The organism is Vibrio sp. THAF64 (assembly GCF_009363455.1).
In the GTDB taxonomy this organism is placed as follows: domain Bacteria; phylum Pseudomonadota; class Gammaproteobacteria; order Enterobacterales; family Vibrionaceae; genus Vibrio; species Vibrio coralliilyticus.
In genome coordinates this window covers 183966-209044 of sequence record NZ_CP045355.1, presented here as the reverse complement: position 1 = coordinate 209044, position 25079 = coordinate 183966, and the positions used below count along the sequence as shown (strand labels likewise).

The 25079-nt window shown below is 39.7% G+C and carries 22 protein-coding genes and 1 pseudogene; 6 read left to right on the top strand and 17 right to left on the bottom strand.

Annotated features, from left to right (window positions below):
* Positions 1-27 precede the first annotated feature (27 nt).
* Positions 28-1035 (top strand): class II fructose-bisphosphatase, encoded by a 1008-nt coding sequence (glpX, locus tag FIU99_RS00915; RefSeq protein ID WP_006963348.1) that lies wholly within the window; start codon positions 28-30, stop codon positions 1033-1035.
* A gap of 116 nt (positions 1036-1151) precedes the next feature.
* Here glpX and groL read toward each other — a convergent pair whose 3' ends face one another.
* From groL to FIU99_RS00880, 7 genes are all read right to left on the bottom strand, one after another.
* Positions 1152-2798 carry a chaperonin GroEL gene (gene groL / locus FIU99_RS00910; RefSeq protein WP_006963349.1) on the bottom strand — a complete coding sequence of 549 codons (1647 nt, stop codon included), beginning with the start codon at positions 2796-2798 and terminating at the stop codon, positions 1152-1154.
* A gap of 75 nt (positions 2799-2873) precedes the next feature.
* Complete coding sequence (locus tag FIU99_RS00905) at positions 2874-3164, bottom strand: co-chaperone GroES (protein WP_006963350.1); 291 nt, start codon at positions 3162-3164, stop codon at positions 2874-2876.
* Positions 3165-3361: 197 nt separating this feature from the next.
* On the bottom strand, positions 3362-4507 hold the full coding sequence (locus FIU99_RS00900) for an LPS O-antigen chain length determinant protein WzzB (RefSeq protein ID WP_152471941.1): 1146 nt from the start codon (positions 4505-4507) through the stop codon (positions 3362-3364).
* 129 nt (positions 4508-4636) lie between these two features.
* Entirely contained in the window at positions 4637-4969 is a 333-nt protein-coding gene (locus tag FIU99_RS00895; protein WP_006963352.1) for a DUF3135 domain-containing protein, read from the bottom strand.
* A gap of 160 nt (positions 4970-5129) precedes the next feature.
* Entirely contained in the window at positions 5130-5558 is a 429-nt protein-coding gene (locus tag FIU99_RS00890; protein ID WP_006963353.1) for a GNAT family N-acetyltransferase, read from the bottom strand.
* Between the two features lie 114 nt (positions 5559-5672).
* Positions 5673-7103, bottom strand: coding sequence for a phosphomannomutase (locus tag FIU99_RS00885; protein ID WP_006963354.1), 1431 nt, complete (start codon positions 7101-7103; stop codon positions 5673-5675).
* Between the two features lie 9 nt (positions 7104-7112).
* Positions 7113-8510: a mannose-1-phosphate guanylyltransferase/mannose-6-phosphate isomerase gene (locus FIU99_RS00880; RefSeq protein WP_274869747.1), complete on the bottom strand. Its 1398-nt coding sequence runs from the start codon at positions 8508-8510 to the stop codon at positions 7113-7115.
* Between the two features lie 176 nt (positions 8511-8686).
* Between FIU99_RS00880 and murB the strand changes: the two genes are divergently transcribed.
* The 5 genes and pseudogenes from murB to FIU99_RS00855 all read left to right on the top strand — a co-directional run bounded on the left by murB (position 8687) and on the right by FIU99_RS00855 (position 14536).
* Positions 8687-9733, top strand: coding sequence for a UDP-N-acetylmuramate dehydrogenase (murB, locus tag FIU99_RS00875; RefSeq protein ID WP_006963356.1), 1047 nt, complete (start codon positions 8687-8689; stop codon positions 9731-9733).
* On the top strand, positions 9730-10692 hold the full coding sequence (gene birA, locus FIU99_RS00870) for a bifunctional biotin--[acetyl-CoA-carboxylase] ligase/biotin operon repressor BirA (RefSeq protein WP_006963357.1): 963 nt from the start codon (positions 9730-9732) through the stop codon (positions 10690-10692). The genes murB and birA overlap by 4 nt, the downstream gene beginning before the upstream one ends.
* 109 nt (positions 10693-10801) lie before the next feature.
* Positions 10802-12142 (top strand): CDP-diacylglycerol--serine O-phosphatidyltransferase, encoded by a 1341-nt coding sequence (pssA, locus tag FIU99_RS00865; protein WP_006963358.1) that lies wholly within the window; start codon positions 10802-10804, stop codon positions 12140-12142.
* 40 nt (positions 12143-12182) lie between these two features.
* Complete coding sequence (wecA, locus tag FIU99_RS00860; protein WP_006963359.1) at positions 12183-13247, top strand: UDP-N-acetylglucosamine--undecaprenyl-phosphate N-acetylglucosaminephosphotransferase; 1065 nt, start codon at positions 12183-12185, stop codon at positions 13245-13247.
* Positions 13248-13699: 452 nt separating this feature from the next.
* Positions 13700-14536: pseudogene (locus FIU99_RS00855) on the top strand (integrase core domain-containing protein).
* Positions 14537-14801: 265 nt separating this feature from the next.
* On the opposite strand, the gene FIU99_RS00850 reads toward FIU99_RS00855, so the two are convergent.
* From FIU99_RS00850 to FIU99_RS00805, 10 genes are all read right to left on the bottom strand, one after another.
* Positions 14802-15914, bottom strand: coding sequence for a glycosyltransferase (locus tag FIU99_RS00850; protein ID WP_006963362.1), 1113 nt, complete (start codon positions 15912-15914; stop codon positions 14802-14804).
* 4 nt (positions 15915-15918) lie between these two features.
* Complete coding sequence (locus FIU99_RS00845) at positions 15919-16668, bottom strand: hypothetical protein (RefSeq protein WP_006963363.1); 750 nt, start codon at positions 16666-16668, stop codon at positions 15919-15921.
* Positions 16669-16671: 3 nt separating this feature from the next.
* Positions 16672-17961 (bottom strand): hypothetical protein, encoded by a 1290-nt coding sequence (locus FIU99_RS00840; protein WP_006963364.1) that lies wholly within the window; start codon positions 17959-17961, stop codon positions 16672-16674.
* Position 17962: 1 nt separating this feature from the next.
* Entirely contained in the window at positions 17963-18877 is a 915-nt protein-coding gene (locus FIU99_RS00835) for a hypothetical protein (protein WP_152471940.1), read from the bottom strand.
* A gap of 263 nt (positions 18878-19140) precedes the next feature.
* Positions 19141-20457 (bottom strand): hypothetical protein, encoded by a 1317-nt coding sequence (locus FIU99_RS00830; protein WP_006963366.1) that lies wholly within the window; start codon positions 20455-20457, stop codon positions 19141-19143.
* The gene (locus FIU99_RS00825) at positions 20454-21692 is read right to left on the bottom strand and encodes a lipopolysaccharide biosynthesis protein (RefSeq protein ID WP_157622151.1); all 1239 of its coding nucleotides are present in this window, start codon (positions 21690-21692) and stop codon (positions 20454-20456) included. Before FIU99_RS00825 ends, FIU99_RS00830 begins: the two co-directional genes overlap by 4 nt.
* A gap of 11 nt (positions 21693-21703) precedes the next feature.
* A complete protein-coding gene (locus tag FIU99_RS00820; protein ID WP_006963368.1) occupies positions 21704-22360 on the bottom strand; it encodes a bifunctional 2-polyprenyl-6-hydroxyphenol methylase/3-demethylubiquinol 3-O-methyltransferase UbiG in 657 nt (218 codons plus the stop codon).
* A 10-nt stretch (positions 22361-22370) separates the two neighbouring features.
* Complete coding sequence (locus FIU99_RS00815; protein WP_039952742.1) at positions 22371-22886, bottom strand: GNAT family N-acetyltransferase; 516 nt, start codon at positions 22884-22886, stop codon at positions 22371-22373.
* 136 nt (positions 22887-23022) lie between these two features.
* Positions 23023-24303, bottom strand: a complete 1281-nt coding sequence (locus FIU99_RS00810; RefSeq protein ID WP_006963370.1) for a DUF4910 domain-containing protein — start codon at positions 24301-24303, stop codon at positions 23023-23025.
* Complete coding sequence (locus tag FIU99_RS00805) at positions 24304-25077, bottom strand: AAC(3) family N-acetyltransferase (RefSeq protein WP_006963371.1); 774 nt, start codon at positions 25075-25077, stop codon at positions 24304-24306. It lies immediately after the preceding gene.
* Positions 25078-25079: the final 2 nt, after the last annotated feature.

Genomic DNA, 25079 nt, shown 5'->3' with positions numbered 1-25079 from the left:
CCCCTATTCTCTAGATTTGGAGTCATCATGAAACGCGATTTGGCAATGGCATTTTCCCGAGTAACAGAAGGCGCCGCATTGGCTGGTTATAAATGGCTAGGGCGTGGTGACAAAAATGCGGCCGACGGCGCTGCCGTTGAAGTGATGCGAATCTTGCTCAACAAGACCGATATCAGTGGTGAAATTGTGATTGGTGAAGGCGAGATTGATGATGCACCTATGCTGTACATAGGTGAAAACGTCGGAATTGGCGGTGATGAAGTCGATATTGCAGTCGATCCCATTGAAGGCACGCGCATGACAGCTATGGGGCAATCAAATGCGTTAGCAGTACTCGCCGCAGGTGAGAAAGGCAGCTTCCTAAAAGCACCTGACATGTACATGGAAAAGCTGGTAGTAGGTCCAGGTGCGAAAGGCTGCATCGACCTCAACAAACCACTGAAAGACAATCTAGAGAACATCGCCCAAGCGTTGAATAAAACGCTAGATACGTTAGTCGTCATTACGCTCGCTAAACCACGCCATGACAAAGTGATTGCAGAAATGCAGGCAATGGGAGTGCGTGTGTTTGCTGTACCAGATGGTGATGTGGCCGCTTCGATTCTGACATGTATGCCTGACAGCGAAGTTGATGCAATGTACTGTATTGGCGGTGCACCTGAAGGAGTGGTGTCTGCTGCAGTCATCCGCGCTCTGGATGGTGACATGCACGGCCGTTTACTGCCTCGTCATGAAATCAAAGGCGATACGGAAGAAAACCGTATTTACGGGACAGCAGAGCTAACACGCTGCAAAGAAATGGGCGTAGAAGCAAATGTCGTACTCACGATGGAAGACATGGCCAAGAGTGATAATGTGGTCTTCTCAGCAACGGGGATTACTAAAGGTGACCTGCTCGAAGGCATCACTCGCCAAGGTAACATTGCCACAACAGAAACGCTGCTTATCCGTGGTCGATGTCGCACCATTCGCCGTATTAAGTCCACTCACTATCTTGAGCGCAAAGACGCTGAAGTAAGAGAGATTATTCTCTAGAGACAGAGGGCTTGTATGATGACAAATAAGTTTCTGGCTATATAAACACAGATCATCAGATACGAAAACGGAGCCTAAAGGCTCCGTTTTTATTTGGCTGAAGTAGCTCAGGGGGATTACATCATACCGCCCATGCCACCCATACCGCCCATGCCACCCATATCAGGCATTGCAGGAGCATCTTTCTGAGGTAGGTCTGTAACCATTGCTTCTGTAGTGATCATTAGGCCAGCAACTGATGCCGCGAACTGAAGTGCAGAACGAGTTACTTTTGTTGGGTCTAGGATACCCATCTCAAGCATGTCGCCGTACTCACCAGTTGCCGCATTGTAACCGTAAGAACCTTCACCACCTTTCACGTTGTTCGCAACCACAGACTCTTCGTCGCCTGCGTTTGTAGTGATTTGACGGATAGGCGCTTCCATTGCACGTAGAGCAACGCGGATACCAACGTTTTGCTCTTCGTTATCACCTTGAAGTTCAGTGATCTTAGAAGCTGCGCGGATTAGTGCAACACCACCTCCAGCAACAACACCTTCCTCAACCGCTGCGCGAGTTGCGTGTAGTGCATCTTCTACGCGGTCTTTCTTCTCTTTCATTTCAACTTCAGTCGCTGCGCCAACTTTGATTACTGCAACACCGCCTGCCAGTTTAGCAACACGCTCTTGTAGCTTCTCTTTGTCGTAGTCTGAAGTCGCTTCTTCGATTTGCTGACGGATTTGAGCAACACGACCAGAGATCATTACTTCTTCACCAATGCCATCAATGATGGTAGTGTTTTCTTTAGTGATAGCAACACGCTTCGCTTGACCTAGGTCTTCTAGAACGACTTTCTCTAGCTCTAGGCCGACTTCTTCAGAAATCACTGTACCACCAGTCAGAATAGCGATGTCTTGTAGCATAGCTTTACGGCGATCACCGAAGCCAGGCGCTTTAACAGCCGCTACTTTCACAATGCCACGCATGTTGTTCACAACTAGAGTTGCTAGTGCTTCGCCTTCTACATCCTCAGCGATGATCAGAAGTGGGCGAGATGCTTTTGCTACCGCTTCTAGAGTCGGAAGAAGTTCGCGAATGTTAGAAACTTTCTTGTCGATTAGAAGAATAAATGGGTTTTCAAGGTCAACAGAACCTGCTTCTTGGTTGTTGATGAAGTAAGGTGATAGGTAACCGCGGTCGAACTGCATACCTTCAACAACATCTAACTCATCTTGTAGAGCTTGACCTTCTTCGACCGTGATAACACCATCACGACCTACTTTCTCCATCGCTTCAGCAATGATGTTACCTACGCTTGAATCTGAGTTTGCAGAGATAGTACCTACCTGTGCAATCGCTTTGGTATCAGCACATTCAACAGACAGTGCTTTTAGTTCTTCAACCGCTGCGATGACAGCTTTGTCGATACCGCGCTTAAGATCCATTGGGTTCATGCCAGCAGCAACCGCTTTCAGGCCTTCGTTAACGATAGCTTGAGCAAGTACTGTTGCAGTTGTTGTACCGTCACCCGCAGCGTCGTTTGCTTGAGACGCTACCTCTTTAACCATTTGTGCGCCCATGTTTTGGAACTTGTCTTCAAGTTCGATTTCACGCGCTACAGATACACCATCTTTAGTAATCGTTGGTGCACCAAAAGATTTGTCTAGAACTACGTTACGGCCTTTAGGACCTAGTGTTACTTTTACAGCGTCAGCCAGAACGTTTACACCTTCTAGCATTTTTACACGTGCATCGTTACCAAATTTAACGTCTTTAGCAGCCATCTTTAGTTTCCTTTTCTAAATTCTTTGTTTTGATTTGCAGTTGAATCTGAGCAAAAAATTACTCAATGATTGCTATTACTCAACGATCGCCATGATGTCATTTTCAGACATCACTAGCACTTCTTTACCGTCGATTTTTTCTGTCTTCGTACCGTAACCTTCAACGAAGATAACCGTATCGCCGACTTTAACGTCCAGTGGCATCACAGTGCCGTTTTCTAGGATGCGGCCTTTACCTACAGCTAGAATTACGCCGCGAGTCGATTTCTCTGCAGCAGAACCAGTCAGAACAATACCACCCGCTGATTTAGACTCAACTTCTTGGCGTTCTACGATAACTCGGTCGTGTAATGGACGAATGTTCATCGGTCGTCTCTCCTGATTAGTTTCCATATTTGATATGATGAATGGCTATAACAGCCTAATGGTGTCTATATGAGGGAAAGACAGGCGAAACCCAAGGGGGAAATGAAAATTTTTGTGTGATCTAGCTCTTAGATGCGATTTAGAATCAAAAAGCCGGATTCATTGCTAAATGAGCCCGGCTAAAAGTTGGTATTTATTTAATCTTGCTCTCGACGGAAAGCAAAACGTATCAGCACGATAGCCACACCTAATGTTCCACCGAGTAATGTCCCCAAGATAACAATCAGAGTGCGTTTTGGTTTATCACGGCTTATTGGTTTATCAACACTTTCTAAGAAGCGAAAAGTTTGAAACCGAATCGAGCGATCTATTTTAAGATACTCTAGCATATCCAATTTTGCATTAATTTGTTGGAGGCGAGGCTCTACTACACTTAAGTTTTTTACCAATTCTAATGCTTTGACTTTAGCTTCAAGAGCTTTAGTGCCTAAGTCAATGCCAAAGATTTCATTACTACTATTAGTGCGGATAGGCTGCGTAACACCCGCAGCTTTCGCAATGTCCATTGCGAACTTAGCTCTTTCTATTTCAACAACTAACTTGTTAACTGCTTGGCTTTCCAAAATTCGCTTCTGCTGAATAAGCTCATTGCGCTTGCCATCTACCACTGCCTGTAAGTTGTTTAAGGCATTTTGATGAGCCTTACGTTTAATAATCCCAATATATTCATTTAGCAAAGAGTAGCTACTTTCTTTGGTTGTTGATTGAAGCGAGATATCATATGGACTCTGCTTACCTATGCCATCTTGTTTAACTGTGATCTTTTGGAACCATGCAGCATATAGTTGTCTAGTTACCTCAGCCTCAGTCTCAGTCTCAGTCTCAGTCTCAGTCTCAAGTTTCGCTTTAAAGGCTCTAAACTCACTGCTTGAGTCTAAGAAATCTCTTTTGTTATTACTCGAATTAAAAGCGTCAACAAAACGTTTAAACAAAACCTCCGTATCGACTAGATTATCCAACTCTTCGCTAACTAAAACTGTGCCATCATCTTGATAGATATCGAATACGGGTTGAAACTGTTTTACTTGCTGCTGATATGCTGCGATGTCTTGAGGTTGAGCTTTAGTAACTTTCGCTTTAGATGACCACCATTCCTGCGAGTTAAGTGCAAAGACCACAGCTCCTACAGCGAAGACTAACGTGGTAATAATGATGATTAACTTACCATTCCAAAGAGCTTCGAGCAGCTCTCTAAGATCAATTTCGTCACTAACTGGGAAAGAATTTGGTAATTGAGGTGAGTATTGCTGCTCGTTAGGTGATTGTTGAATTTGCCCGCTCACACTTGATCCTTTTAAGGCGATAGCACCTTAACTATTCTAAAATTTGTATACAGCGCGGGAGTGTAACATAGCGAATATATAGTGAACAGGACTTCGGCTTAACTTGAACAATAGATTACACTTATTATCTTAACGCCATTCATCTAGCAGAATCACTTCTACGTCCCTATCAAACTTATCTCGAACATCACCTTCAAGAGCTTCGTGAAATTTGCCCATCTGGCTGACAAGCTCTCTCATTAAGACTACATTAGTATGGTTGGGGTTTTTACAATGACCGACGACCCTATCAATATGACTTTGCTGAGCCCACAACCTATCTCGCATATCTTTAGAAGCAGACTGAATCATTTCTTCACACATCTCTTTTTTGAAGCGATTAAAGGCTTCTGGATTATCTTGCGCCAGAGCCATAAGTTCATCAAAAGTGGGTAAGGTTTGATTGATTAACGTCGCGCTCATAATTGCCCCTTAATGGTGATAGTTTTATCAACACCATAAAAAGAGCTTAGATGAAGAATATTAGAAATGAAACACGTCAACCCTAGCTTCTCAATTCTGAGACTGAAAGCTGCATCATCATGGACGATTCGTTCTACTAACAGTAATGATGTAAAAAACTTTACCAAGTTGGTTTGACGTATTTCATCGCTACGAGTTGCTTCTTAAGGCTATAACGTTCAAACAGTCCTTTTAGCGAGTTAGGTAACTGACTCGCGTCAATCGTCTCGAAGTTATGTTGAGCATAAAATGTTTCAAGATGAGCGTAAGCAAAGCAGAAATCTTGCTCTGATAAAACATATTCAACACAGTAGTCCATTAGCTGATGCCCCAAGCCAGCTCTCCTGTGTTCTGGTATCACTAACATTCCGGTCAGCAAACGATATTTTTCAATATTTCTGAAGCGAACTAGAGCGACAATCTGTTGATCGATTGATCCTGCAATGGTCAGCTCATCTTTTTTCGCCTTACCTGAAGGGTAATAGGCTTTGTATATACGAGAGATAATTGGAGTGTATACTGGGTCGAGTATGTCGATTTTTAGAATCACACTGAACACCTTTTAAGCAAAGATACAGCAACCTTTTCTTATCATTTAAATAACAATTGAAAAGGTTGTTTACCATTTCGAGCTAACAATTAGGTTTTCTACACACAACACCACTTAATGCACTAACGCATATAGAACATTGCGTACTAACCAATCTGCCCTTTCTTGCGTACATGATTCAGAGTAACACCTCAGCTCGGGCGCATTTCCAGAGGGACGAATATGAACAATATCATCATTGTGGAAATAAATTCTGAGCCCATCAGTCTGATCAACTCTTTTTATACCTGAAAGCCCAAGCTGCCACAAAGCGACCAGCTCTTCTGGTCTAGTATGGCCCAAAGCTAGTAACTCTTTGCTTCGATTGTACTCAAAGTTCTGTATGCGATCACTAGCTGTATAACGGTCTGGCAGCTCCTCCACTAACTGAGAAATTTTCTTATCCAGTTCAGCAGACTTAGCTAATACCACAATTGCAGGTAAGACTGCATCACGAGTTGGCAACGCATCTAAGCGTGATCTCGACATTGAAACATCAGAGCCCAGTATAAACCCACCGTTGGCTTCGAAGCCTGCTACTCTTGAATAACGTTTTTTAAGTTCTTCAATTTCAGCTACCACATATGGAGAACCAATCTGTGTGTAGCTTGTATGTGAGAATTTTCCTGACTCGGTAACTGACGTATTACAACTAATCGGAATTGCGACAGCCTCTATCCCAATGGCCTCTGCACAGAGCAAACCTAAAATATCACCTCTAAGCCAATCTCCGTTTTCATCAGCTAACATAGGACGATCTCCATCACCATCCGTTGTAAAAATAGCATCGAGCTTATATTTGGTAGACCATACCTTTGCCTTTCGACGCTCCTCTTCTCCTACTGCTTCGGTATCCACAGGAACAAAGATGTCACTGCGCTCTAACGAAATCACCTCTGCTCCAAGCTTCGATAAAATCAAAGAATATAAATCCCTCCCTGAACTGGAATGTTCATAAACACCTATACGCATTCTTGAAAGTGGCAGCCCATCGAAAATAAGGGTATTTCTATCTATATAATCTTTAGACGCTTCACTATTAATTTCTAATTCTGGTATTAGTGATATATCTCTAACACTAGCTTCCGACTCTAGGATAGACAATTCATCTTGCTTAGTAATTTCTCCATCGGGTCGGTAAAACTTTAAACCATTTCGGTCAAAGGGAATATGACTACCGGTAACCATGATTGATGGAACTTGATGCTTCATAGACATTAAAGCCAGGGCTGGAGTTGGCACGACACCATAATACACAACCTTGATACCGGCTTGCTTGGCAGCACTCGCACAAGCCTTCACCATCAATTCACTACTTGGTCGATTATCAATCGCCAATGCGATCGTCTCAAAGTTAAAATTTCTTTTTAAAACATCTAAAAATGCTACGGTAAACGCAGCGCACACTTCAGGAGTGAACTGTTTTACTAAACCTCTCGCACCACTTGTACCAAAAGTGACCCCACTACTATAAAGAATTTCATTTGCCTTCTTTGTATTACTCATCGCTTTAACCTATTTACTACACCCGTAACAGTCTTCAAAACGAACAATATCATTCTCTTGCAAATAGCTTCCAGTTTGAACCTCTATCATCTCCAAAGGGATTTTTCCTGGATTTTCAAGAGCATGAACTGTTCCAAGAGGTATATATATAGACTGGTCCTCTGTTACCAGCTTAGTTGAATCCCCTATTGTAACTAGAGCCGTTCCTGCAACTACAATCCAATGTTCACTGCGATGATGATGCATCTGAAGTGATAGCTTTTCATCTGGTTTAACCGTGATACGCTTAACTTGATACCTATTACCAGTATCTACTGCATCATATTTACCCCAAGGGCGATAAACTTCTCGATGAAGAATATGCTCCTGACGGCCACTCCTCTCCAACGACTCAACAAGTGATTTAACTTGTTGCACTTTATCCTTGTTAGCAATTAGCACTACGTCTTTAGTTTCCACTGCGACAATATCATCTACGCCAACAGCAGCGATCATCTTATGCTCTGCACGAAATAAGTTATTAGAACTGTCTAAACAAAGCACGTCACCTTGAATCACATTCCCTTTTGCATCCTTATCTGTTAACTCCCATAACGCAGACCAAGATCCTATATCACTCCATTTAGCACTCAATGGCACAACAACTGCGTTTTTTGTATGTTCCATAACTGCGTAGTCTATCGATTCTGATTCACACTTAGAAAAAAGATCTTTGTCAATTCGAAGAAAATCTAAATCTTTGGTTGCTGTCGATATAGAGTTATCGCAAACTCGGTAAATGTTTGGACGAAACTGCTGGAGCTCTTTCAAATATTGTGAAGCTTTAAATAGAAACATTCCACTGTTCCAGTAATACCCCTCGTCCAAATAACGCTGAGCATTCTCTATATCGGGTTTTTCTACAAATTGTTTAACATCCCATCCATCTATTACTTTCTTTCCAGGTTTAATGTACCCGTAGCCAGTTTCAGGGTAAGTAGGCTTCACACCAAATGTAGCCATTTTCCCACGACTTACGATCATAGAAGCTTTATGAACACTGTCTAAAAAGTCAGCTTGTTCTTCAATAAAGTGGTCTGCTGAAAGAACCAACATTAGAGCATCGCCATGCTCTTTTTTTATTTCTAAGGCTGCCAAAGCAATTGCAGGTGCCGTATTTCTACCTTCTGGCTCTAGGATTAATTTTCCTAAAAGGCCGATTTCCCTAAGCTGCTCAGCAGCTAGAAAACGATGCTCATCGCCACATATTGTTATGCTTCTTTCATTACATATAGCTTCAGCTCTTATCGCAGTTTCCTGCAACATAGTTTTTTCACTAGTAAGCTTTAAAAACTGCTTGGGGTGCTGTGCTCTAGACAAAGGCCACAATCTAGAACCTATACCTCCAGCTAAAATAACAGGAATAATTTTCAAGTCATTTCCCTCATCTAAAATCCCATTGATATTTTCAGGTTGCGACTGTACCACTTATCCCTGACCTACCCAAATATCTCACTTTACATAATGCCCTTGTAAGTTGCTCATTATCACCAAACTTCAATTTAGGGTAGAATACAGGCAGTTTAGATTATTCGATAAATCCGATGCAAATATTAGCCAACGCAGATCTTAGTCGCTCCCACACCTTTTCTATCTCGCAAACCTGCTCTTATCTGGTTGAAGTTGCAACCGTTGAAGAGATCAAACATGCCTATCAAAAACAAGAGTGGTTGAGCCTTCCTAAACTGATTTTAGGTAAAGGCAGTAATGTTTTGTTTACCCAGCCCTACCAAGGCGTGGTGGTAGTCAATAAATTGCTCGGTAAGTCGGCCAGTGAATCCGACACGCACTGGCATCTGCATATCGCTGGTGGTGAAGATTGGCCAAACTTGGTGAAATGGAGTGTCGAACAAGGTTATTTTGGATTGGAGAATCTCGCTCTCATCCCCGGCTGTGCTGGGAGCGCTCCTATTCAGAACATCGGCGCTTATGGCGTTGAGCTGAAAGACATCTGCGAATATGTCGACGTACTTTGTTTAGAAACCTTCAATACCAAACGGTTGAGCGCTGACGAGTGTCAGTTTGGCTATCGAGACTCCATTTTTAAACATGAGCTGTTTGAGAAAGTTATGGTTACAGCGATCGGCTTAAAACTCCCAAAGCAGTGGTCAGCAAATATCGAATATGGCCCGCTTCAATCTCTACAAAGCGAAAAACTCACCGCGCAACAAGTGTTTGAGCGAGTTTGCCAAATCCGAATGGAAAAGCTGCCTGATCCTGCCAATCTAGGCAATGCAGGGAGCTTTTTTAAAAACCCGGTTATCTCAAACAAACGATTCGAAATGTTGAGTAAACAATTCCCAAATATTGCTGCATACCCAACACAAGGTGGCGTAAAAGTCGCTGCAGGCTGGCTAATAGATCAATGCCAATTGAAAGGCCATCAAATCGGTGGTGCTCAAGTCCACCCTAAACAGGCTTTAGTGCTAGTGAATACAGGCAATGCGAACGCAAACGATGTGATCAAGTTAGCCGCAACAGTGCGCCAAACCGTATTAGAAAAATATCAGATAGCATTAGAGCATGAAGTGAGATTTATCGGTTCTCATACAGAAACGAATTTAGAGACAATATTAGAGAGCCAACAATGAAAGAGCATTCCGTAAAACTTTCTATCTTGAAAGCTTTATCACAAGGCGGCTTTCATTCCGGAGAAGAGCTTGGAGATCGACTTGGCGTATCCAGAGCCGCGATTAGTAAGCATATCAAAGGCATCCAAGAGTGGGGCGTCGATGTGTTTCGTGTACAGGGGAAAGGCTACCAGCTCGCCAAGCCTATGCAATTGCTCGACAAAGAGATACTCCAAAATAGTTTAACGAACCGAATAGAGCTGATCCCCATAATTGACTCAACAAACCAATATCTACTTGATAGAGTCGATAGCTTAGAATCTGGGTCAGTATGCCTTGCTGAGTATCAAGCTCAAGGCCGAGGTCGCCGTGGGCGCGAGTGGGTTTCTCCTTTTGGCTCAAACCTATACCTATCGATGTTTTGGCGTTTAGATGCTGGTATGGCAGCCGCTATGGGGTTAAGCCTAGTTGTTGGCGTAGCAATCGTTGAAGCTCTCGAAGAGATGGGACTGACAGGCGTAAAACTAAAGTGGCCGAATGACCTCTATTATCAAGACAAGAAGCTCGCAGGTATTCTGGTCGAAATGTCAGGCCAAGCTGGTGCAGCAGCCAACCTTGTCATAGGTATGGGGCTCAACTTGATGATGTCAGAGGCGACAGAAGGCATTACCCAGCCTTGGGCCAGCTTAGATGATGTTGCAGATAATCAACAGATTGATAGAAACCAACTCGCGATTACCATGATAACCACCCTACACAAGGCTTTGGATGACTACGAACTCTATGGGATGGCTGGTTTTGTCGAGAGATGGAATCGTTTGGACAACTTTATCAACCGCCCGGTAAAACTGCTTATGGGGCCTAGAGAGATTGCCGGAATCGCCAGAGGCATCAACGAACAAGGCGCCGTTATTTTAGAAACCGAAAGTGGATTAGAAACCTTCATCGGTGGTGAAATCAGTCTTCGTCCTCATCAGTAAATCACAGGTTTTACAACTAGCATTGTCGAACTAGGATCTGGCAACTAGGAACTGCTAGTACATTTTGCTAATATCCTTGTCCACTTTAAGTAAAGGTAACCCATCCAACATGATGACTAATAGGAACTTATTCGAACAACTTCCTACTTTAGCGCAAGACCCAGCTCAGTTTGAGACACTTTATGCAGCTAAAGATTTTCGAACTCGCTTAATAGAAGCGATTCGTAAGGCAAGTAAACGAATCTACCTGGTTGCTCTTTATTTGGAGGATGATGAAGCAGGAAGAGAGATCTTAACTGAGCTCTATGAAGCGAAACAGCGCAACCCTGGTCTTGAGATCAATGTATGTGTTGATTGGCATCGTGCTCAGCGCGGCTTAATTGGTGCAGAACCAGGCGAAACCAACGCCTCTATGTATAAAAGCTTCGCGGATAATTACGAGCACAGAATTCCTATCTATGGTGTTCCGGTTCGTGGACGTGAAGTATTCGGCGTTTTGCATTTAAAAGGCTTCATTATTGATGACCAAGTTATCTACAGTGGTGCGAGCCTTAACAACATCTATCTCAACTACAAAGAACGTTATCGCTTCGACCGCTATCATGTACTAAATAACAAAGCTCTTGCAGATAGCATGGTTAATTTCGTTCAGAAAGAGATGATCGACCACCCTGCAGTTAACAACCTAGCTTGTTCAAAGAAACCAGAGACCAAAGAGATAAAGGCGCAAATTCGCCAATTAAGGGCTTCGCTCGCCAAGTCCTCGTATCAATTTGAGTCACAAGCAGTCTCTCAAGAGCAGGTTGCAGTAACGCCTATCGTCGGCGTGGGTAAAAAACGTAACAAGCTTAATCAAGGCATCAATCAGTTACTCGCACAAGCCAAAGATGAGATCTTCATCTGTACACCTTATTTCAACTTCCCGCGCAGCGTGGCTAAGGAAGTAAAAAAAGCGCTAAAGCGTGGTGTGAAAGTGACTATAGTGGTTGGTGATAAAACGGCGAATGACTTTTATATCTCACCTGAGGAAGAGTTTAAAACCATCGGTGGTCTGCCCTACCTTTATGAACGTAATTTGCGTCAGTTTGCTAAGTCGAATGAGGCCAATATCGCCAGTCGCAAGCTTTCTATCCACCTATGGAAGCATGAAGAAAACAGCTTCCATCTAAAAGGCATTTGGGTAGACAAGCGTTACATGCTGATTACGGGCAATAACCTAAACCCGAGAGCATGGAGCTTGGACTTGGAAAACGCTCTCTTTATCCAAGATAACTTCCACCACCTAACACCTCAATTTGAAAAAGAGGTGGAGAATATTCTTCAGCACACTCAGCTAATTTGTACCTATAGACAATTAGAGAAAGCAGAAGATTACCCTGATGCTGTTCAAAAGCTGATGCGTAAGATTACCCGCGTAAAAGCAGATCGGGTATTGAAGCAAATTCTATAAATTCAATTTTACCTTATAACCACCAACCTTAGGCTAAAAAGTGTTAATTCCATTTGTTGACTTATCGTTCTTATTTTTTTTCTCATTGGTTACGACCTTTACAATGAGAAAAGTTGCGCAAAAAATAGGCCTCGTAGATAAACCAAACGAGAGAAAACTACACAATGGAGCTATACCTCTTATTGGGGGTATCTCGATATGCATCTCTATCCTTTACTTTCTATTTAATAACCCCAATATACTACCTAACACTCCTCTTTATGCTGCTTGCATATTAATCCTTGTAAGTGTTGGCGCTTTAGATGATAAGTATGATTTGAGTTTTAAATTAAGGTTTGCTATTCAAGCTGCACTCTCGGTCGCTATGATGGTTCTTGGTGGAATAGAACTAAACACTATAGGTGATGTATTTGGTACAGGAGAGATCATAACCCTGGGCTGGTTTGGCTATTTTGTTACGATACTTGCTGTCGTTGGAGCTATCAATGCTTTTAATATGGTAGATGGTATTGACGGACTTCTAGGCGGTTTATCAATAGTCACCTTTGGTGGACTAGGTATCATGCTCGCTTATGACGAACAATTCAACTTAGCGTATATTTGCGTGATACTAATCGTTACTATTATTCCTTACATCCTTCTCAATCTGGGTTTTTTTGGTAGAAAAAGAAAAGTATTCATGGGCGATGCTGGTAGTATGCTAATAGGTTTTACCGTGATCTGGTTGCTATTGCTATCAAGTCAAAATGGTACGAATCCTCCACTTAGACCAGTAACAGCTCTCTGGTTGATCTCAGTTCCTTTAATGGATATGGCTGCAATTATGATTCGAAGACTTAGACGTGGTGACTCACCCTTTAAGCCTGATAGAGAGCATTTACACCACCTTTTTCAACGTATAGGACTTAGCTCCACACAAACGCTGGTCGCTATCTGTACAATTGCAGCATTATATGCCGGTATTGGTATCTACGCAGAGATGATTAATATACCGGAATACATAATGCTATATGCATTCTTAGCATGCTTTTTTATCTATATAGCAATACTAAGTAACGTTTGGAAGATTACTGCTAATATAAGAAAATGTAGACAAAAACAGTAATCCTAAAGTAAAGCCATTATACTGGCCCATTAAGCTCAAGCCTTGTCGCTCCCTCTTGAGCTTAATCAACGATTCCATGCAATTATAAAACATGAAGCTCTAAATTTATTTAGATATCTGATTACATACCACCGTATAAAGCAAGATCATAGACGATTACTTCGACACCTTTATTTTTTAATATATTTCGTAATCAAACGATATACATCTATTACACACTTAGGGCAACGATAAATAATACCTGTAACAAAATCTTTCCTTATTTCCTCATTTCCTTATTTCCTTATTTCCTTATTTCCTTATTGCATTAGAGTTAAAAATCATACGAATAAGGTTATGGGCTAAATCTTAATAATTTGTTCGCAATTGTGTCACCCTCTCCCAAAAGCTAGTCGTTAGCAATTAGAACTTTTCCGTTTACAATGAAAAAAACGGAGAACGCATGATGAAAAATAGAAACACAAATCGTAAAGACCCTGAATGAAGTGGAAGCATATCGAAAGGTCAACGAAGTCTGTCGTGAATATGGTATCTCTGATGCGACATACTACAACTAGAAGTCCAAATATGGTGGTATGGAATCGGATATTCAACGACTAAAAGAACTCTAGGACGAGAATCGGAGGCTCAAACAAATGTTTGCCGACCTCAGTATCGAGCACCGTATCATGAAAGATATTCTGGAAAAAAAGCTGTAAAGCCAGTGATTGAATGCGAGCTAGTCAATTTCGCTCGCAAACAATATCAGGTCAGTTTACGAATGCTCCGCCGCGCAGTTGGCATTAGCAGCTTAGTCAATCGCTATCGACCAGTTCCCCATTGAGAGGATGAAGTTCCAGCGAAATTACAGTAAGTAGCAGAGCGGCATCCTGCGTACGGATTTGGCAAATTATTTAAAGTACTTAGGCGTTGGAGGACACTGATGGAATCATAAACAATAATTTATGGAGCATCACTCTATAAAATAAAACCTACTGTGCAAGGACGAAAGGATACTTGAGCGTATTATTACCTGGCGAGGAGCCCAGTAAGCTGCGCATGGATGGCCCTGAACGTATCTCAATCGCTCTGGCTCAGTGGGCGGAAAAGAACAAGGTTGAGCTTGAGTTTATCCGCCCTGACAATCCAACTGACAAACTCTTACATTGAACGATTTAATCGAACTTGTCGGACATAAATACTCACATGTACGCGTTTAAAGCCCTGAACGAAGTCCGAGAACTGACAGAGCAATGGATGAAGGAATACGATGATAAGCCCCCTCATGACTCAATCAACTAACTCCCTAGGAGGGTCTAGCAAGGCAGGAAAACTCAAATTTAGCGCACCAGCAAAACTGGGAGGGCTAAATTAGCGTTTTCCCAGTACAGTTCTAATAACTCCACAAATGTTAGAAGTCAGCACTCCTATGAAGTCAATAGGACTTCGATTCACTATATGTGTAGTTTTTCACCACTTTCATTAATACACCAAGCTTTTCAACTAAACTGCGACCGGCAAATCCAGCTTCACCGTAATTAACAACTTCGGCATTTAGTACTTAGCTCATAATGTTTAACTTTCATCACTAAGAAGACTATTGTATATGTCTAGATAACTTTCAGCCATTGTTTGGTAAGAAAACAAAGATTCTGCCCTTGTTCTCGCATTATCAACAAACTCAAGGTATCGTTTGTCTTCATTCATATTAATCATTGCTGTCGCTAATGCCTGAGAGTCCGCAGGTGCAACCACGTAGCCTGTTAAGTTGTGTTCATTGACAAATGAAGTACCTGTTGATATGTCACATGAAATAATTGGCCTACCGTGATATAAGGCTTCAACTAATGACACACCGAAAGCTTCAGACCTTATGAAAGATGGAAATACGAAGCACTTACACAAGGAAAGGAGGGCATTTTTTTCTGCTTCAGAAACGAAACCTAAAAAGTGGACGTTACTCAACTGATTTTGCTTTACGTACTCTTTAAGTCGTTTCTCTTCTGGTCCTTTTCCGGCAATAACGATTGGGCAATTGGATATCTTTGCCGCTTCCACAAGATACTGAAGCCCTTTATAGTATCTGAGTACACCAACAAACAAAAAGAAGTCACGACCAACTTTCTCCTCCATTGACTCTCTGATCACTGTGTCAACAGCTGTATACTCTTCGAAGTCCACACCAAGCGCCACAACAGAGCATTTTTCTTTATAAGAGGCTAAGGTTGTACTTGATTTTAGATAATTCTGGCTAGTCGGAACAATTGCATCAGCCCTTTTTAGGAAGTATTTCTCTAACGGGCTATAAACTATTCTTAACAGTTTCTGTCTGACAATATCTGAATGATACGTAACTACAATAGGTTTAACTTTGTCAATTAGGGGTATGAACATGTCTCCTGATGGCCAAGGATAATGAAAGTTGATAACATCAGCCCAATCAAAGTGAGGCTTGATATTTTTCAACATTGATAGAGAAAAGCAGTTGGACTTAATAGAAAAAGTTCTTTTAAAAAAGACAACTTCTACTCCCTGATAATTTACAACCTTGTCTTCATCAGACAATGCAAGGATTCGGACGTTTTGGTCTAACTCTAACAACCCTTTAGAAAGATTTTTAATAACTTGCTCTATGCCACCCTGAGTTTCAGGGTAACACGTTTTATAAACATGCAATATTTTGCTCATTTGACTACTTTCTCTTTATAATTCTCGGGTGACCAGATGAATGATTCTCATCCAATTCATATGTGTCATTGATAACACTTTCGTCTACTTGCATTATTTTTCTTATCGAACTAGAACCATAAACTCCTCCATCAATCAAGCGGCCGTTCACCGTAGTAGCAGATACAACGTTAACGTTTTTCTCTATTATTGAACCAGGATTAATCGTACAGTTAGAACCAATATAAACACCGCTACCTATCCGGATACTTTCTAATTTGATGAATCTTGTTTTTCCCTCATTGACATGAAGAAAACCATGTGTCCAAAACTTACTATCACGTCCTCCAATAACAGAAAAATCTCCCACGTAAATTGACTCCGACAAATCAAAATAGTGAGAGCTGGTTATTATACTGCTATCTCCAAGAACCAAAGAGCTATTATGTTTGAAAACGCTTCGCCTAGGGCCGCGGAATAGTACAAAATTTGATATTCTCGCGCTTTCGTTTAGCCTAAGGGAAAAATTACCTGTTATTTGGTTGAAGTGGCCAAGGGAAGCATTCGATTGTAGTTCTAATTTCCCTCTAGAAGTGATTAAGTTAAAGTGGCCTATTGAGGCACCAGCTTCTAAATCTAGATCTGTATTAAGAATTAAACTAAAACCAACCTTGGCTGAAGGTGATACTTTAGCCCCCATCAATCGAAATAAATGGTTTTTAATTCTACTTTTAGGCACAAAAAGAGATATAATAGCGAAAAATATTTTATGCATACACTAGGACTCTTTAAGCTTTTTCAATAATTGCCCAGCCACAAGCTTAACATTTGTATCAAGGGTACATGTTTTAGAGTAAATAGGGTCAGATATTTCACCAAAGTATGAGTTACCTCTAGAGTGGGTAATTATTCGTTCAAGAGGAAACTTGACCTCAGCTGGCAAAATCTGACTGTCTTCCACATAATGCGAATTTGGGTAACCATAGAAGAGAGACTCTTTCTCAGTAATCAATGCTTTTTGGGCCAAAATTGTTTCTATTCCGACGGTTCCAGTAACAGAATAAACTCTACATACAGAATCAAAAATATCTGTCATTTTTGTTTTTTGGCTGAGACATACAACACGATCGCAACTTTCTACATAATCTAAAAGCTCATCAGAAAGCTCATATTTTGACCTCGGATTCGGCTTAACAATAACTTTTTCGCCTTCTTGCAATACTGATACTAGTCTCTTTAAGTTCTTAAGCTGATCATTGTGAGGATAGCCCCATACATCCAAATTTGCTTCAGGTTGCATTTGGAGTGGGTACAGGATGCCGTTAACAAGATCATCATGGGATACTTGATCCCTTTGAGCGCACCTTTCAAGACGAGACTTGTTGTTAGCTAGCATCTTTTGAAACTTATATTTAACAACAGGGCTTGGCGTATTGTAACATTCCCCTGTTAAACGCGAACGCAATGAAGTGTATGTATTGTAGAGTTTATATATTGTACCTCTAACGGAAGTAAAACCTATGGAGAAACTCATATAACTAGGAACAATACTTTTATTAACTATACCGTCAATGATCGCCAGATCTTCATCATTAACTTCAAACTCCTTTTCGTCGTAGCTATTGAGCGAGTCAGAGTCTAACAGGGCAAACTTGCCCAATGGATAACGAGTGGGGGAAGGGTGCAAAAATTGAATATTGAGCTTTTTACACGCTTCCACAACCATTTGCTCGTGAAATAACGTCACTTCGCCGATTACAAAATCCGGTTTCTCGTTTTCTAAGTATCTATATATAACATCGTAATAATATTTATAATGGTCAACACGCCCGCCATAAATATAAACTGATCGATCTCTTTTTTCGAGATCTGAAAAAAAAGGAGTTTCGCAATATTCTAAATCCACTTTTTTTGGATAAGGTATATTAAAACAGTCGCTAGTCGGAGAAAAATAATGGTTTTGAGCTAGCCATCTAATTTCAACATTATTATCTAGTTTTTTTATTTCACTCGCACACCGTGCCCAGAACACAGTTTTAAACCGGTTCTCTACAAACAAAACTTTCACGTCAAACACCACTTTTATTCTTAGATAACAAAAACGAACCTAGCGATATAACAGAAATACAGAGTATCTGAAATATACCTAGCCCACCATAGAAAAAGTTACCTATCGGGCTCAGCATCATGATAACTAAAAAAACAAAAATATCTACGCTAAAATATTTAACAGATAAACTTAACGCAAAAACAAATAAGAATATAGTTCCTAATATAAAACTAGCGTAAAAAACCCCGAAGTCATAAATAAAGTCGAAATATATAGTTTTGTAAACACCTGCACGATAGAAATCTTCATCTAGTGTACAACCAAGCACTGAACATGTTGCATTTTTAGATATTTGACCATTAAGATCAAGTATATTAAGTATGTCGGCTGCTAAATAAGTCGAAAACTCACCTATAGAATGGTAAAGATAATGTGACAAAAATACATATCCTTTAAAATACTCGAAGCCATCAAGAGCTATTACCCAATCACTAATTCCTACGATTTGCGTAGATATGGTACTTTGTAAGTGCACACTCCAATCAAAATCTTCCGCATTAAATGCTTTCATTTCGGTCGTTTCTTTGAATATCACAACTATTAACAATACAAATATGATCATTAAAAACCAAGACAGCTTGCTTTTTAGCATTTTTTTCACATCGAAAGTAAAAACGATCCAAAATAACAGAACAAAGGTAGGTGTCATTCGCATTGCAAGAAAAAGTGCATCAAAAATCAAAAATCCAAAAATAGCAAAATAGATCAAATGATGAAACTTGTATATTCTATTGAGGTAAAAGATTATAATACAGCTTGGGTAAAAGAATATAGCCAGATAAGAAAACCAACCTCCCCCGGCTGCATTGTTCCGAATATCATAGACAGATGAGTAGTCAAAAAACAGCTGAGCATAACCTACTCGGCTTGCCATCTTACCTATCATGGATATTAGGAAAACTAAAAGTACAAACCTAACATCGGGGAAGTAAAGTGGCTTGCTACCTACTTTAAATAGATACAAAGCAATAATAGGGAATAAATAAACAATCATAAGTATCGTAAAGTCAAAAGTTTTAAAATCGACAAAGAATACTTGATGAGTTAAGGCAATCAGAAAAAAGCAAATAATAACAAATAGCATGTTATTAATTATTGATTCTCCATCTAACCTGTGGTTTTCTCGAAGGCTATACATTAAATATTGCACTCTATAGCAGCGGCAACTAACTTCGCATTACTTTGGTAAGAAAAACCATCGACGCCACGTAAATAGAAGTCATCAACAATACCGACAGGCATTTTTGAGAATATTTTATTACACGCTGTATGCTCAAATTTAACTTCGCTAGAGATAAGGTTATAAATATCGTCAGTTGATTTATCTTTAAGATCTGACAACTCTAATACGTTATCTAAACCCATGTACCAAGTATGTCCGAAAACGATACAATACTTATTCTCTACTGCGGATTCCCATGCAATAGTACCCGATATCGTCGCACTACAAATTGAATGCTCTAGCAACTTATGAGAAGGCGTTGAAGAGTGAATCAGTATGACATTTTTAATACTCATTAGACGATTAAAGAAACTAGAAGAACGATATCTGTTATCCTGTCGAGGATTATCTTTAACAACTATTTTGACTTCATCTGGAAGTAATTTCGCCAAATGCTCTATAGCTAGCACTTGATCTTCGTATTCCTTACCCAAAATTGACGTCGTTAGTTCCGGCTGCTGGTGCAAGGGAAAGTATACATACTTCACTTTATCATTAACAAGATTTTGAAGATTGGCTGAAAAAAACTCTGCTTTTCTTTTTTTATATACATAGTTGTCGATACCTTCAATAAGCTTTAGTGCTCGGTGACGAAAATAACCTTTTTTCCTTAATTTTTTAAATGAAACTCTATCAATTAGGTCTCTAAATTTGTAGTAGATAAGCTCTGGTAATGGCGAAAATCCAGCTATTCCCTTCATATAGCATAAGCCTTCCTCAAAATACTTTTCCAAATCAACTGGAGGATAGTCACTTTTAACTGACGTTTTAAAATAACCATAATCATCGATAGTATCGAAGATATAAAATCGATTAGAAAATATTGATTGGTGACAAATAACAGTCTTAATCTCAAGTTCTTGCGCTACTCTATATAAGATGTAGTCGAAACCTTCATGAGGTAAGTTTTGGAACACTAGGCAATCCACACCTGACTTTGAGAGCATTTCTTCAGATAGCTTAATAAAGTAATAAAACTCGTCTCTTACCATTGGGAACGAATTGTAGTAGGTTCCTCTTCGTGCAACGAGCTGGTTGTACATTATTAGATCGTCTTGGTTAAGATTCACTCTGCTAGGAGCGATATGGTTTTCTTTGTCCAAATGAAAAGCCCCTAGCAGCTTCAGATCTAATTGTTTTACGTTGTTTATATTATAATTATTAGAAAGCTCTCGAGATACTTCATTCCACAATTCGGAATCAAAGGCATAAAGCATTAGGTTCTTTTTCATTTTTCTACCCTAAAATGTCTAAATGATATTATTGACTTTATTAAAAACAGATAAGAAAACGTTATTAGTAAACTATAGCCAACAGTATAAATGATTTCTAAATTAGAAAGAGATAATATATAAATAGCGAGAATTAATACTATTACACTTGTCACTGACACTGCACATAATTTTTTATCCATACCTGACGCATACATATAGTAATGTGGCAGATAAGATAATGAATTAATATTTGCCACCAAAAGAAGAACAAAGAAATAGTCCATCGAAGATAAATACTCCTCTTTGCCGATATATTCAAACAAATAGGGTAATATTATTACGGCAGACACATTAACGATAACAAGAACTACTATAAGCTCTAATAAAATATTCCTAGTTTTTTTGGCTATGACATTACAATCTTTACTTCCAACTGAACGAATAAAGTCAGGTAGGTTATATGAATAGACCGTCGATAGTAATAGTGAAGTAACCGATGTCGATATTACAATAAAAATAGTATGTGTAGCTAAGCTGATATCAGTGCCATGCTTAGATAAAGTATATCTATCAATAAAAAATAACAAACTAGCGCCTATACCAGAAATGAAATAAATAATTGAATTTCTAGTAGATTCTTTAAACCAGTTTTTAAAATCGCCATCTTCCGTGCTAGTTTTATTTTTTGAAAAGTACTTTTTAATATTAACAAAAGAGTACAATCCTGATATTAGCGACATCACCACATATACTCCAAACAGCGTGTCGATGTTTCTATACTCTGTGTTACTAATAAACAAAATAACAACAATCAAGCTCCAACCACCATTTCGAATGAATGAAGCAATGGCAGCTTGCACATGCCTATCTAAAGCGATTAAATACCTAGCAAGTTCTTGAGCAATAAGTTCAAAGAAAAGCAGTACTATCAGCATGTAGAATGAATAAACTGAAATATAATCTATAAAATAAAGTATGGCTAATAGGACAAAGAGTGGAATGGAGATTATAGCCTGAGTTTTAAGATGGCTAAATATCTCAAACATTTTATCATCTTTTGTTGCTATTCTTCTTTGAGAATAAGCATAAATTTCAAATCCAAATATTACTAGCATAATATTTAGATAAGACATAAACTCACCATAAGCCGCTACATCTTGAACAGACAGCAATTTTGCTATAGTAAGTATAAATATCATTTTTACTGTTAGACCAAATCCTTTTAGTGCTAGTAAAAATATTTTATTTTTCAATAACATTGGTGCTAAGCTAATGTCGGATAAGCGTGTTTTAAGTCAACTCTTTTTATAATTGAAAGTGCACAGTCTTCATGTTTATTTCCAACCGAAGTACTACCATCATGTTGCATGATTTTTTTACTTATCAACTTGAAGCAAGGGTTCCACGTAAACAATGTATCAAACTCCATTTTATAGGAGTATAGGTTTTCTCTGTGATGATACGGGTTTTTTTGAGGATCCGAATCAAAATCAAATATAACGATATATCCATCTTCATTAAGTAATCGCATTGTATTAGCCACTATATTTGGCAAGTCTTCGGGATCCATCAAATATAAAGAATGACCAAAAATGATCATGTCAAACTTGCTTACACACTTATCTAGAAAAGTACTAGCATCACCAACCAATAGCTCCAACTCAGTTAAATCAGAGTTCGCTATACCGTAGTTTACTGCTTCTTTACTCGGCTCTATTCCGACCACTTGATAGCCATCACTTTTAAGCCAACCCAATCGATATCCTATTGAAGCACCAACTTCTAGCACTTTACCTTTTGCATCAAGCTTTTTAATGTTTTGATACAGATAATCGTCTATTGCAAGCTTATCTTTGAGTGATTCTATATTTCTTTTAAACCATTGGTCTGCTTCTGATGAAAGAAAGATATCTTTTTGCATTTTTAATAACCTAAATTAGCTTGCCCATTCTTATGCTATCCACATAGCGACCTTCAAATATAAAGTGCTCAACGAAGACCCCTTCTCGTTTGTAACCCATACTTTCAAATAGACTTACTGAGCGTTCATTACAATCGTAGCAGCCAGCAGTAATCCTTCTTAGCGACAGTTGGCTTTTTGCATATTCTTCCAACAATTGAATAGCTTCTCGGGCATAGCCTCTACCCCAAACATTCTGGTCACCAATCAAAATGCCGATTTCTGCTCGCTTATACCTACGGTTGATTTCTGCCAACTTAACATTACCAATATGCGTACCGCTTTCCAGCTCAAATATTGCGAACATCACCGAGTTTTCGTCATCTTGCACTGATTGCACGAAGTCTTTACACGTCTCCATTGTATGCGATACATACCTTGACTCTAGATATTTGTTCACCTTAGGATCATTCAACCAAGCGACGTAGGTATCTGAAACCATATCAGCGTTTAATTCTTCTAACTTTATTCTTTTGCCTATAATCATAAATATCTCTCAGTAAAAAACTCAATCAGTAGATTTAAACTCACTATATTATTTTACAGTTTCTCATCTTACAAAACTATATAGCCTAAATTTGAGTATTCTTATCTAGGCTATAAAGCTAACTAGCAACTTAAAATTATTGAAGTACTATTAAATCTGCTTCAATCATTGGCTGAAGCGTTGCATATAAATCATCAAACGATTCGTCGATTAATTGAGCTATGTCCAACAAGGTATGCTCACCATCACAGTAAGACAGAAGATTGAGCATCATTCGTACCTTCATACCTGACTCTTTAGTACTTAAATTAGGATAGAGCCCGCGTTTACCAAGTTGCGGTTCACATAGAACCGTAATTTTGGGCCTACAATCCCTTTCAATCACTTCAATTGACTGTTTAATCGCATCATAGCCACCTTGTAATCCGTCCGGTGTCACTAGCGTAAAGTCATCTAAGGAAGTGTGGTATTCAGGGTACTCGCCATACTTAGTGCGCATTATCGACGCTATAGGCAAGTCAACACCTGGTGAACAATATTGCCTCTCATCACTACCACGATCTAACCACTTGTAAGTTTTAAAGTCAGGGTCAATATTTTTCAGTACATACTGTGCAGCTTTGTCCGAAATCGTATTCCCTGCCCGAGATGGTAAAAATGAGTAAGCTCTATCATCACCTACACAACTAATATTAAAACCAGCGACAACATGCTTCTTTAGATGCTCTAAGTTTTTGCTTATATAAACAATTGAACCAATTGTCTCTGGTACAAACACGATACGATATGTGTACTTTCTATTTTTTAGGCCTTTGAGCCATTTCACCAAATACGTAGTGACTAAAGGCCCTGATAACTCATTATTCGCCATTGAAGGATGACAAATGTAGGTAGAAATAAGGACCTCTTTTTCACTTTCACCAGGAATGATAATTTCACCGTAGTTCAGTTCACCATCGAAATGTGCTGACTCTATAACTGCATGATACTCACCAGGTACTAAAGCCTTTTTTGCCTTTTCGGCCATGCAAAAACCCCAATACTTCGAGTAATAAGAAGTAATATATGGGATAGCATTAGGCTGCTCAGGAAGTGTGTGGATACGTTCGCACAGGGTTTCAAGTGTCATCTTTTCATTCACTGGCTCGGAGTATCCAACAACATGAAGATTCGACTTTTTAAAATCAATAACTCTCTCACCAGCTTCATTTAGAACGTAAGCATCTTTAATATTCCACTCTTGAGGCACCTGCCAATCAAAAGCTTGATATCCGGAAGGAACAGAGTGAACCACCAAGTCTGGTAAGTGCTCTTTTAAGATATCGAACGTCTCACGCACTCCGTTACCAGTTAAACTACGACATATCGGAAATAGTCTTTTCCCCAACTCATGCATTTCATCGCCGTAAGTTTTCATTCAATTACCTTTGTTCGTTAAAAACCAAGTGTCTTGGGCTAGTAGTTCCTTGAAAGCAGTTTCTACATCTTCTATCGTGATACTCCCAACATTGCCTCGACCTACGATGCTACGAACATAACTTCCTTTCTCTGACACATACTCATTAAAGCGCTCAAAATTAGCTTCCGACCCAGCGATCTCAAGATCTCTAACCCAAAGTGTCGATGTTGCTTGGTGGTAATCACCGTCCAAATACAGCTCTCCGCTAAACGTTTTGTCAAATCGGTAGGGAACTTCATATTTGCGTTCAAAGAAATGAAGTAGTGTTGTGCCAGCATCAAAGTTAATATTAAAAACCCTTACTTTTTGCTCTATTAATCGAGCAAATACACTGCTATCAGAGTATGCATTATCGTCGATAACCTGCGTTAAAGCATCGGCGTGCCTACCTACTGCTGCAACAGAAACTGAAGGGTCATTACTACGGTAAGAGTCAGGCAATTGCCTAATATATTCAGAGAACATACCGCAATTTGATACTGAGGTTTCGACATTAAAACGTTCCTGAGTACCAAATGAGTATGTGAAGGTTGGGACAACCAAAGTCCCGCTATCACCAATCACACTCCGAATACTAGAATATATCATTGCTAGAGCATCATTTTTGCTCTTGGCACCTTCCGGTAGACCTAAATAACCGACATTGCTATGGCAGAAGAGAATATCACCTTCTGTAACTCCTACTTCACGAATAGCTTTCGTCAGTGCTTCTAGAGAGTATCCCTTTCCCAAAA

Coding starts and splice junctions, on each gene's coding strand:
- groL (WP_006963349.1), bottom strand. CDS start 2,798: ATGGCTGCTAAAGACGTTAAATTTGGTAACGATGCACGTGTAAAAATG.
- FIU99_RS00815 (WP_039952742.1), bottom strand. CDS start 22,886: ATGATTATAGGCAAAAGAATAAAGTTAGAAGAATTAAACGCTGATATG.
- murB (WP_006963356.1), top strand. CDS start 8,687: ATGCAAATATTAGCCAACGCAGATCTTAGTCGCTCCCACACCTTTTCT.
- FIU99_RS00810 (WP_006963370.1), bottom strand. CDS start 24,303: ATGAAAACTTACGGCGATGAAATGCATGAGTTGGGGAAAAGACTATTT.
- FIU99_RS00845 (WP_006963363.1), bottom strand. CDS start 16,668: ATGCATAAAATATTTTTCGCTATTATATCTCTTTTTGTGCCTAAAAGT.
- FIU99_RS00830 (WP_006963366.1), bottom strand. CDS start 20,457: ATGAAAAAGAACCTAATGCTTTATGCCTTTGATTCCGAATTGTGGAAT.
- pssA (WP_006963358.1), top strand. CDS start 10,802: ATGATGACTAATAGGAACTTATTCGAACAACTTCCTACTTTAGCGCAA.
- FIU99_RS00885 (WP_006963354.1), bottom strand. CDS start 7,103: ATGAGTAATACAAAGAAGGCAAATGAAATTCTTTATAGTAGTGGGGTC.
- FIU99_RS00835 (WP_152471940.1), bottom strand. CDS start 18,877: ATGGCAAGCCGAGTAGGTTATGCTCAGCTGTTTTTTGACTACTCATCT.
- FIU99_RS00850 (WP_006963362.1), bottom strand. CDS start 15,914: ATGAGCAAAATATTGCATGTTTATAAAACGTGTTACCCTGAAACTCAG.
- FIU99_RS00905 (WP_006963350.1), bottom strand. CDS start 3,164: ATGAACATTCGTCCATTACACGACCGAGTTATCGTAGAACGCCAAGAA.
- FIU99_RS00820 (WP_006963368.1), bottom strand. CDS start 22,360: ATGCAAAAAGATATCTTTCTTTCATCAGAAGCAGACCAATGGTTTAAA.
- FIU99_RS00895 (WP_006963352.1), bottom strand. CDS start 4,969: ATGAGCGCGACGTTAATCAATCAAACCTTACCCACTTTTGATGAACTT.
- glpX (WP_006963348.1), top strand. CDS start 28: ATGAAACGCGATTTGGCAATGGCATTTTCCCGAGTAACAGAAGGCGCC.
- birA (WP_006963357.1), top strand. CDS start 9,730: ATGAAAGAGCATTCCGTAAAACTTTCTATCTTGAAAGCTTTATCACAA.